At 68.0% G+C, this 10,126-nt stretch carries 9 protein-coding genes; 7 read left to right on the forward strand and 2 right to left on the reverse strand.

What is annotated here, in order from left to right:
* Positions 1 to 31 precede the first annotated feature (31 nt).
* The 4 genes from AB0I18_RS43390 to AB0I18_RS43405 are packed head-to-tail and all read left to right on the forward strand — an operon-like array spanning position 32 to position 4,894.
* Positions 32 to 2,251 (forward strand): polyribonucleotide nucleotidyltransferase, encoded by a 2,220-nt coding sequence (locus AB0I18_RS43390; RefSeq protein WP_363111296.1) that lies wholly within the window; start codon positions 32 to 34, stop codon positions 2,249 to 2,251.
* Positions 2,248 to 3,627 (forward strand): pitrilysin family protein, encoded by a 1,380-nt coding sequence (locus AB0I18_RS43395; protein ID WP_363111297.1) that lies wholly within the window; start codon positions 2,248 to 2,250, stop codon positions 3,625 to 3,627. Before AB0I18_RS43390 ends, AB0I18_RS43395 begins: the two co-directional genes overlap by 4 nt.
* 56 nt (positions 3,628 to 3,683) lie before the next feature.
* Positions 3,684 to 4,436, forward strand: a complete 753-nt coding sequence (gene dapB, locus AB0I18_RS43400) for a 4-hydroxy-tetrahydrodipicolinate reductase (protein WP_363111298.1) — start codon at positions 3,684 to 3,686, stop codon at positions 4,434 to 4,436.
* Between the two features lie 5 nt (positions 4,437 to 4,441).
* On the forward strand, positions 4,442 to 4,894 hold the full coding sequence (locus AB0I18_RS43405) for a hypothetical protein (RefSeq protein ID WP_363111299.1): 453 nt from the start codon (positions 4,442 to 4,444) through the stop codon (positions 4,892 to 4,894).
* 64 nt (positions 4,895 to 4,958) lie between these two features.
* Here AB0I18_RS43405 and AB0I18_RS43410 read toward each other — a convergent pair whose 3' ends face one another.
* Together AB0I18_RS43410 and AB0I18_RS43415 are read right to left on the reverse strand one after the other, a co-directional pair.
* On the reverse strand, positions 4,959 to 5,531 hold the full coding sequence (locus tag AB0I18_RS43410) for a PH domain-containing protein (RefSeq protein ID WP_363111300.1): 573 nt from the start codon (positions 5,529 to 5,531) through the stop codon (positions 4,959 to 4,961).
* A gap of 124 nt (positions 5,532 to 5,655) precedes the next feature.
* Positions 5,656 to 5,895, reverse strand: coding sequence for a hypothetical protein (locus tag AB0I18_RS43415; RefSeq protein WP_363111301.1), 240 nt, complete (start codon positions 5,893 to 5,895; stop codon positions 5,656 to 5,658).
* 220 nt (positions 5,896 to 6,115) lie between these two features.
* Here AB0I18_RS43415 and thyX point away from each other — a divergent pair, with 220 nt between their 5' ends.
* The 3 genes from thyX to AB0I18_RS43430 all read left to right on the forward strand — a co-directional run bounded on the left by thyX (position 6,116) and on the right by AB0I18_RS43430 (position 9,789).
* Positions 6,116 to 6,856 carry an FAD-dependent thymidylate synthase gene (gene thyX, locus AB0I18_RS43420; protein ID WP_363111302.1) on the forward strand — a complete coding sequence of 247 codons (741 nt, stop codon included), beginning with the start codon at positions 6,116 to 6,118 and terminating at the stop codon, positions 6,854 to 6,856.
* A gap of 211 nt (positions 6,857 to 7,067) precedes the next feature.
* Positions 7,068 to 7,967 carry a 4-hydroxy-tetrahydrodipicolinate synthase gene (gene dapA / locus AB0I18_RS43425; RefSeq protein WP_363111303.1) on the forward strand — a complete coding sequence of 300 codons (900 nt, stop codon included), beginning with the start codon at positions 7,068 to 7,070 and terminating at the stop codon, positions 7,965 to 7,967.
* A gap of 136 nt (positions 7,968 to 8,103) precedes the next feature.
* A complete protein-coding gene (locus AB0I18_RS43430) occupies positions 8,104 to 9,789 on the forward strand; it encodes a ribonuclease J (RefSeq protein ID WP_363111304.1) in 1,686 nt (561 codons plus the stop codon).
* The last annotated feature ends 337 nt before the right edge of the window (positions 9,790 to 10,126 follow it).

Below are 10,126 nucleotides of genomic sequence, written 5' to 3' on the forward strand. Positions count from 1 at the left end.
AAAGACGCGAAAAGTATCGGAGAAAACGCTAGTGGAGAACGAGACCCACTACGCCGAGGCCGTTATCGACAACGGATCCTTCGGCACCCGCACCATCCGCTTCGAGACGGGCCGCCTGGCCAAGCAGGCCGCCGGCTCCGCCGTGGCGTACCTGGACGACGACACCATGGTGCTGTCGGCCACCACCGCCTCCAAGAAGCCCAAGGACCAGCTCGACTTCTTCCCCCTCACGGTGGACGTCGAGGAGCGGATGTACGCCGCAGGCAAGATCCCCGGCAGCTTCTTCCGTCGTGAGGGCCGGCCCTCCGAGGACGCGATCCTCACCTGCCGCCTCATCGACCGCCCGCTGCGCCCGTCCTTCAAGAAGGGCCTGCGCAACGAGATCCAGGTCGTCGCCACGATCATGGCGCTCAACCCCGACCACCTGTACGACGTCGTGGCGATCAACGCCGCCTCCGCGTCCACGCAGCTGGCCGGTCTGCCCTTCTCCGGCCCGATCGGCGGCGTCCGCGTCGCCCTGATCAACGGCCAGTGGGTCGCGTTCCCGACGCACACCGAGCTCGAGGACGCCGTCTTCGACATGGTCGTCGCCGGTCGCGTCCTGGAGGACGGCGACGTCGCGATCATGATGGTCGAGGCCGAGGCCACCGACAAGACGATCACGCTGATCGCGGGCGGCGCCGAGGCGCCGACCGAGGAGGTCGTCGCCGCCGGTCTGGACGCCGCGAAGCCCTTCATCAAGGTGCTCTGCAAGGCCCAGGCGGACCTCGCCGCGAAGGCCGCCAAGCCGACCGGCGAGTTCCCGGTCTTCCTCGACCACCAGGACGACGTCCTGGAGGCCCTGACCGCCGCGGTCAGGAGCGAGCTCTCCCAGGCGCTCACCATCGCCGGCAAGCAGGAGCGCGAGGCCGAGCTGGACCGCGTCAAGGAGATCGCCGCCGAGAAGCTGCTCCCGCAGTTCGAGGGCCGCGAGAAGGAGATCTCCGCCGCGTACCGCTCGCTGACCAAGGCTCTGGTCCGTGAGCGCGTCATCAAGGACAAGGTCCGCATCGACGGCCGCGGCGTCACGGACATCCGTACGCTCGCCGCCGAGGTCGAGGCCATCCCGCGCGTGCACGGTTCGGCGCTGTTCGAGCGTGGCGAGACCCAGATCCTGGGCGTCACCACCCTGAACATGCTCCGGATGGAGCAGCAGCTGGACACCCTTTCCCCGGTGACCCGCAAGCGCTACATGCACAACTACAACTTCCCGCCGTACTCGGTCGGCGAGACCGGCCGCGTCGGCTCCCCGAAGCGCCGCGAGATCGGCCACGGCGCCCTCGCCGAGCGCGCCATCGTGCCGGTCCTGCCGACGCGCGAGGAGTTCCCCTACGCGATCCGTCAGGTGTCCGAGGCCCTCGGCTCCAACGGTTCGACGTCCATGGGCTCGGTCTGCGCCTCCACCATGTCGCTGCTGAACGCCGGTGTGCCGCTGAAGGCCCCCGTCGCCGGTATCGCCATGGGCCTGATCTCCCAGGAGATCAACGGCGAGACGCACTACGTCGCCCTCACCGACATCCTCGGTGCGGAGGACGCCTTCGGCGACATGGACTTCAAGGTCGCCGGCACCAAGGAGTTCGTGACCGCCCTCCAGCTGGACACCAAGCTGGACGGCATCCCGGCCTCCGTCCTGGCCGCGGCCCTCAAGCAGGCCCGCGACGCCCGCCTCCACATCCTCGACGTGATGATGGAAGCGATCGACACGCCGGACGAGATGTCCCCCAACGCCCCGCGGATCATCACCGTCAAGATCCCCGTGGACAAGATCGGCGAGGTCATCGGCCCGAAGGGCAAGATGATCAACCAGATCCAGGAGGACACCGGCGCCGAGATCACGATCGAGGACGACGGCACCATCTACATCGGTGCCCAGGTCGGTTCGCAGGCCGAGGCGGCCCGCGCCACGATCAACTCGATCGCCAACCCGACCATGCCGGAGGTCGGCGAGCGCTACCTGGGTACGGTCGTCAAGACCACCACCTTCGGTGCGTTCGTGTCGCTGCTCCCGGGCAAGGACGGTCTGCTGCACATCTCGCAGATCCGCAAGCTCGCCGGCGGCAAGCGCGTGGAGAACGTCGAGGACGTGGTCGGCGTGGGCTCCAAGGTCCAGGTCGAGATCGCCGAGATCGACTCCCGCGGCAAGCTCTCCCTCATCCCGGTGATCGAGGGCGAAGAGTCCGACGACGACAAGAAGGACGACACCGACAAGTGACGTCTAGTAGCTCTACGGCGACGGCCCGCACCTCTTCGGAGGCGCGGGCCGTCGCCCGTACCCAAACCCTGATCAAGGGCGAGAACGGCATCGGTACGGTCCGCAAGACCACCCTCCCCGGAGGTCTGCGCATCGTCACCGAGACCCTGCCCTCCGTGCGCTCCGCCACCTTCGGCATCTGGGCGCACGTCGGCTCGCGCGACGAGACGCCGACTCTCAACGGCGCCACGCACTACCTGGAACACCTCCTCTTCAAGGGCACGCAGAAGCGCAGTGCCATGGACATCTCCTCCGCGATCGACGCGGTCGGCGGCGAGATGAACGCGTTCACCGCGAAGGAGTACACGTGCTACTACGCGCGGGTGCTCGACACCGACCTGCCGCTCGCCATCGACGTCGTCTGCGACATGCTGACCGGCTCGCTGATCCTCGAAGAGGACGTGAACGTCGAGCGCGGCGCGATCCTCGAAGAGATCGCCATGACCGAGGACGACCCGGGCGACTGCGTGCACGACCTGTTCGCGCACACGATGCTTGGCGACACCCCGCTCGGCCGCCCGGTCCTCGGCACGGTCGACACCGTCAACGCCCTCACCGCGGACCGCATCCGCCGCTTCTACAAGAAGCACTACGACCCGACCCACCTGGTCGTCGCGTGCGCGGGCAACGTCGACCACAACAAGGTCGTACGCCAGGTCCGCGCGGCCTTCGAGAAGGCGGGCGCCCTGAAGCAGCCGGCCGCCACCCCGATCGATCCGCGGGGCGGCTCACGCACCATCCGCACTGCGGGCCGCGTCGAGCTGATCGGCCGCAAGACCGAGCAGGCCCATGTCGTCCTCGGCATGCCGGGCCTGGCCCGCACCGACGAGCGCCGCTGGGCCCTGGGCGTCCTGAACACCGCGCTCGGCGGCGGCATGTCCTCCCGCCTCTTCCAGGAGGTACGGGAGAAGCGCGGCCTGGCCTACAGCGTGTACTCGTACACGTCCGGCTTCGCCGACTGCGGCCTGTTCGGTGTGTACGCGGGTTGCAGGCCGTCGCAGGTCCACGACGTACTGAAGATCTGCCGCGACGAACTCGACCAGGTCGCCGAGCACGGCCTGTCCGACGAGGAGATCGGCCGCGCCATCGGCCAGCTCCGGGGCTCCACGGTCCTGGGCCTGGAGGACACCGGCGCGCTGATGAACCGTATCGGCAAGAGCGAACTGTGCTGGGGCGACCAGATGTCGGTCGACGACATGCTCACCCGGATCGCCGAGGTGACCCCGGACGACGTACGGGCCGTGGCGGGCGCCATCCTGGGACAGCGGCCCTCGCTGTCGGTCATCGGCCCGCTGAAGGACAAGCAGGCGTCCCGTCTGCAGGAAGCGGTCGCGTAAGGCCGACGCGAGTCCGCGTAGGCCGGCGTAAGTCCTCGACTAAGGAATTCAGAGACATGAGCAAGCTGCGCGTGGCGGTCCTCGGTGCCAAGGGCCGTATCGGATCCGAGGCGGTACGAGCCGTCGGGGCCGCCGAGGACATGGAGCTGGTGGCCGCCCTCGGCCGCGACGACAAACTCGAGACGCTGGTGGAGGCCGGCGCCCACGTGGTCGTCGAACTGACCACCCCCGCCTCGGTCATGGGCAACCTCGACTTCTGCGTACGCCACGGCATCCACGCCGTGGTCGGTACGACGGGCTGGACCGACGACCGCCTCGCGCAGCTCAACACCTCGCTCGCCGCGTCACCGGAGACGGGCGTGCTCATCGCCCCGAACTTCTCCATCGGCGCCGTGCTCACCATGAAGTTCGCCCAGGTGGCGGCGCCCTACTTCGACTCGGTCGAGGTCATCGAACTGCACCACCCGCACAAGGTGGACGCCCCGAGCGGCACCGCCACCCGCACCGCCCAGCTCATCGCCGCCGCCCGGCAGCAGGCGGGCAGCGCAGCCCAGCCCGACGCCACGGTGACGGCCCTGGACGGCGCCCGCGGCGCGAACGTCGACGGCGTCCCCGTGCACGCGGTACGGCTGCGCGGACTGCTCGCCCACCAGGAGGTGCTGCTCGGCGCCGAGGGCGAGACCCTCACCATCCGCCACGACTCCCTCCACCACAGCAGCTTCATGCCGGGCATCCTGCTCGGTGTACGCCGCGTCGTGGACACCCCGGGCCTTACCTTCGGCCTGGAACACTTCCTGGATCTGAAGTAACCGCCATGGGCGCGAAGATCACGTACGCCGTCACGGCCGCCGTCCTGGTCGTCTACTTCGTCCTGGTCGGCAGCCGCGGTGTGATGCTGATCCGGCACGGCACGCTGCTCACCGTCACGTTCGGCGTCGCCGTCCTGATCCTGCCGGTGATCGGCATCTGGTTCCTCTGGAAGAACACCCAGTTCGTCAAGAAGGCCAACCGGCTCGCCGCCGAACTCGATGCCGAAGGCGGCCTGCCCGTCGACGAGTTGAAGCGCACCGCGGGCGGTCGCATCGACCGCGACTCGGCCGACGAGGTCTTCGCCCGGCGCAAGGCCGAGACGGAGGACGCTCCCGAGGACTGGCGCAGCTGGTTCCGCCTCGCGATCGCCTACCACGACGCCCGCGACACCCCGCGCGCCCGCAAGGCGATGCAGCACGCGATCGCCCTGCACGAGGGAAAACCCGTACGGGCCTGAGCGCTCGCGCCCCGTAAGGGGCGCGAGGAACGGCGCGATCAACCCCCACCGGCCCGCGGTTTCATCACCGTTCTTCCAGCGGAGCGCTCCGGTACTCGTCCGCCCACACCTCGATGCCGTCCGCGGCCCGGTCGAAGGCCTCAGGGCGCCCGAGGAAGTCCGCGTTGTGCGTGGTCAACAACGGCGTCGGCTCGTCACCCGTACGGTCCCCGCGCACCAGGACGAGTGCCTGTCCCTGGACAGTGCGCGGCAGCCCGAGCCAGCGCACCGGCTGCTGGACCGTCCGCACCTCGGCGACCTGCGCCCACGGCGCGGTGTGCGTACTGAAGAAGCGCACCCGGCGCAGCCCCGCCGCGCTCACCCACGCGCCCATCCGCAACAGCCGCAGGGCGCACACGATGACACCCACCGCGATCCCCAGGGACACCCCGCCGGCGGACAGGGTGCCGGTCGCGGTGATGATGACCGCCGCGAACAGCGCGTACGACGCCAGCAACAGCGACAGGGCGGCCGCACCGACCCGCCACGGGCCGGGACGGTAGGGGCGCCGCCAGTGGTCGCGGTCGACGAACGGCAGAGCGAGATCGTCCGAGACCTCGTCAAAGGCACGATCGGCGGTCAGGAAGGGCAGGGGCACGACGGATCCTCACTCAATCCACGCATGGGTTATGCCCGGTGAGGCTACCTATCCCGATCTCCGCTCACCACCCTCGGGGGGCCGAAGGGGGCGCCCTCACGCCATTCGGACCGTCGCCAGAGCGTCAGCGATCCTGCGACGCCTCGGACTGCTGCGTATGCGCGGGTGACTGGTCGACCGACAGCGCCGGCAGGCCCAGCAGGAGGGAACCCGCGAGGCCCGCGACGACCGTGAGACCTATGAGCCATCGGCCGGCTATCTCTCCGGCGGCGGCACGCTCGCGGGGTGGGGGAGCGACATTGCTACGAAACTTGTCGGCTTCGGCGATGAAGGCGAAGGGAACGGGCTCGCGCCGACGAAACATGGGTTGTGCTTCTCCTCTGGAGGCTCTGCGGGATCGGGTGACTCGAACGAATCACCGTCACCAATACAGACGCGCGAGTGCCCCAATTGGTGCCCGGTTTCACCGACTTCGCAGAAGTTCGACGAAGAATGTCGCGGCACGGCACCGAACGCCCCGTTGTCAGTGCCGGGCCGTAGAGTGGGCGCCGCCCGAGCCAGTGATGGGAAGGACCTTCGAAGCCGTGACCGACACACCCGCCGACGACCTCAAGCCCAGCTTCCGCAGCGATGTCTCCGTCGAGCTGGTCAAGCACACAGCATCCGACTCCGACGTGTTGTTCGCCGCCCGCGTCTCGACCGCTGGGGAGCAGTCCCTGGACGAGCTGGGCAAGGACCCGGAGCGTTCCAAGGGCCTGATCAACTTTCTGATGCGGGACCGGCACGGCAGCCCCTTCGAGCACAACTCGATGACCTTCTTCATCAGCGCCCCGATCTTCGTCTTCCGCGAGTTCATGCGCCACCGCGCGGGCTGGTCGTACAACGAGGAGTCGGGCCGGTACAGGGAGCTCCAGCCGGTCTTCTACGTCCCGGACGGGGCCCGCAAGCTGGTCCAGGAGGGGCGCCCCGGCAAGTACGTGTTCGTGGAGGGCACCCAGGCCCAGCAGGAGCTCACAGGCCGCGTCATGGAGGACTCGTACCGGCACGCGTACGAGGCGTACCAGGAGATGCTCGCCGCCGGTGTGGCCCGCGAAGTCGCCCGATCGGTCCTCCCGGTGGGCCTGTTCTCGTCGATGTACGCGACGTGCAACGCGCGCTCGCTGATGCACTTCCTCGGCCTGCGCACGCAGCACGAGCTGGCCAGGGTCCCGTCCTTCCCGCAGCGGGAGATCGAGATGGTCGGCGAGAAGATGGAGGCGGAGTGGGCGAAGCTCATGCCCCTCACGTACGCGGCCTTCAACGCCAACGGGCGCGTGGCGCCGTAGCGCGCCTTCATCGCCTCGGCGGGCACATCTGTACGGGTCAGCCGAGCGAAGTGTCCGTATTGCGGCATTTCGAGAAGTTCATCTAGCCTGATCAAACGGACCCGGCACTGCTTGAACCCCCGAGCAGGCAGTGCCGGGCTCCACCTTTGTCGTGACTTGTCGCCTGCCCCTAGGGCAGACCGCACGTTGAGCAGCGAGTAGCGTGTTACCCATGGCTCCGACCTCCACTCCGCAGACCCCCTTCGGGCGGGTCCTCACCGCTATGGTCACGCCCTTCACGGCGGACGGCGCACTCGACCTCGACGGCGCGCAGCGGCTCGCCACCCATCTGGTGGACGCAGGCAACGACGGCCTGATCATCAATGGCACCACCGGCGAGTCCCCGACGACCAGCAACGCGGAGAAAGCGGATCTCGTACGAGCCGTACTGGAGGCCGTCGGCGACCGGGCCCACATCGTCGCGGGCGTCGGTACCAACGACACGCACCACAGCATCGAGCTGGCTCGAACCGCCGAGAAGACCGGCGCACACGGGCTCCTCACCGTGACGCCGTACTACAACAAGCCCCCGCAGGAGGGTTTGTACCGGCACTTCGCGGCGATCGCCGACTCGACGGAACTCCCGGTCATGCTCTACGACATCCCGGGCCGCAGCGGCGTACCGATCAACACCGAAACGCTGGTGCGCCTGGCAGAGCACCCGCGGATCGTCGCCAACAAGGACGCCAAGGGTGACCTCGGCCGAGCCAGCTGGGCCATCGCCCGCTCCGAACTCGCCTGGTACTCGGGCGACGACATGCTGAACCTGCCGCTGCTCTCCGTGGGCGCGGTCGGCTTCGTCTCCGTCGTCGGCCATGTCGTCACCCCCGAGCTGCGGGCCATGATCGACGCGTTCGGCAGCGGCGACGTCCAGAAGGCCACCGAGATCCACCAGAAGCTGCTCCCGGTCTTCACCGGCATGTTCCGCACCCAGGGCGTCATGACGACCAAGGCCGCGCTCACCCTCCAGGGCCTGCCCGCCGGACCGCTGCGCCTGCCCATGGTCGGCCTGTCGCCCGAGGAGACCGCGCAGCTCAAGATCGATCTTGCTGCCGGCGGGGTACAGCTCTAACCAAAGACTTCACAACTGAATACGTACGACCAGGCAGGCCGGAGCGCCTGCATCACCCAGACAACTGCTACTGCACGAACGTCACGCGCGCCACGTGCCCTGCCAGGTACGTGGCGCGTGTGGTGAGGAGAGTCTTTTGAGTCATCCGCATCCTGAACTCGGCGCCCCGCCGGTGCTTCCGAAGGGTGGCCTCCGCGTCACCCCGCTCGGCGGCCTCGGGGAAATCGGCCGAAACATGACGGTCTTCGAGTACGGCGGCCGTCTCCTCATCGTCGACTGCGGAGTGCTCTTCCCTGAGGAGGAGCAGCCCGGAATCGACCTGATCCTGCCGGACTTCAGTTCCATCAGGGACCGCCTCGACGACATCGAGGGCATCGTCCTCACGCATGGCCACGAGGACCACATCGGCGGCGTCCCCTACCTCCTGCGCGAGAAGCCGGACATCCCGCTGATCGGCTCCAAGCTGACCCTCGCCCTGATCGAGGCGAAGCTCCAGGAGCACCGCATCCGCCCCTACACCCTCGAAGTCACGGAGGGCCACCGAGAGCGCATCGGCCCCTTCGACTGCGAGTTCGTGGCGGTCAACCACTCCATCCCGGACGCCCTCGCGGTCGCCATCCGCACCCCTGCGGGCATGGTGGTCCACACCGGCGACTTCAAGATGGACCAGCTCCCACTGGACGGACGCCTCACAGATCTACACGCGTTCGCGCGCCTGAGCGAGGAGGGCATCGACCTTCTCCTCTCGGACTCGACGAACGCCGAGGTCCCGGGCTTCGTCCCGCCCGAGCGCGACATCTCGAACGTGCTGCGCCAGGTCTTCGGCGGCGCCCGCAAGCGGATCATCGTGGCCAGCTTCGCCAGCCATGTGCACCGCATCCAGCAGATCCTGGACGCGGCCCACGAGTACGGCCGCAGGGTCGCCTTCGTCGGCCGCTCGATGGTCCGCAACATGGGCATCGCCAGGGACCTGGGGTACCTGAAGGTCCCGCCGGGCCTGGTGGTGGACGTCAAGACACTGGACGACCTTCCGGACCACGAGGTCGTGCTCGTCTGCACCGGCTCTCAGGGCGAGCCGATGGCAGCCCTCTCCCGGATGGCGAACCGCGACCACCAGATCCGCATCGTCCAGGGCGACACGGTCATCCTCGCGTCGTCGCTCATCCCCGGCAACGAGAACGCGGTCTACCGCGTCATCAACGGCCTGACCCGCTGGGGTGCCCACGTTGTCCACAAGGGCAACGCCAAGGTGCACGTCTCGGGCCACGCCTCCGCCGGCGAGCTCCTGTACTTCTACAACATCTGCAAGCCGCGCAACCTGATGCCGGTTCACGGCGAATGGCGCCACCTGCGCGCCAACGCCGAGCTCGGCGCCCTCACCGGCGTCCCGCACGACCGCATCGTGATCGCCGAAGACGGCGTCGTCGTCGACCTCATCGGGGGCAAGGCCAAGATCTCCGGCAAGGTCCAGGCCGGATACGTGTACGTCGACGGTCTCTCGGTCGGCGACGTGGGTGAACCCGCGCTCAAGGACCGCAAGATCCTCGGAGACGAGGGCATCATCTCGGTCTTCATGGTGATGGACTCCAGCACGGGCAAGATCACCGGTGGTCCGCACATCCAGGCCCGCGGCTCGGGCATCGACGATTCGGCCTTCAGCGAGGTCCTACCGCGGATCGTCGAGGTCCTGGAGAGGTCGGCCCAGGACGGCGTCGTCGAACCCCACCAGATGCAGCAGCTCATCCGCCGCACGCTGGGCAAGTGGGTCTCGGACACCTACCGTCGCCGGCCGATGATCCTGCCGGTCGTGGTCGAGGTCTGACCCCTCGCGCGCGAACTAGGAGCGGGGCGCCTCGATTTGCATCGAGGCGCCCCGCTCCAGTACGTTTACGGCTCCGCCTGAAGGGGAACCCGGCGCAACTGTGTGTCCGGGGCACTCCGAACGAGGCGGGAATTCCGACTCAGAATCCTCTGATAAAGTCGGAGTCGCCGGAAAGGGAAACGCGAAAGCGGGAACCTGGAAAGCACCGAGGAAATCGGATACGGAAACGGTCTGATAGAGTCGGAAACGCAAGACCGAAGGGAAACGCCCGGAGGAAAGCCTGAGAGAGTCTCTCGGGTGAGTACGAAGGAAGTGTCCGTTCCTTGAGAACTCAACA

It is taken from the genome of Streptomyces sp. NPDC050704 (assembly GCF_040654355.1).
Taxonomy (GTDB): Bacteria; Actinomycetota; Actinomycetes; order Streptomycetales; family Streptomycetaceae; genus Streptomyces.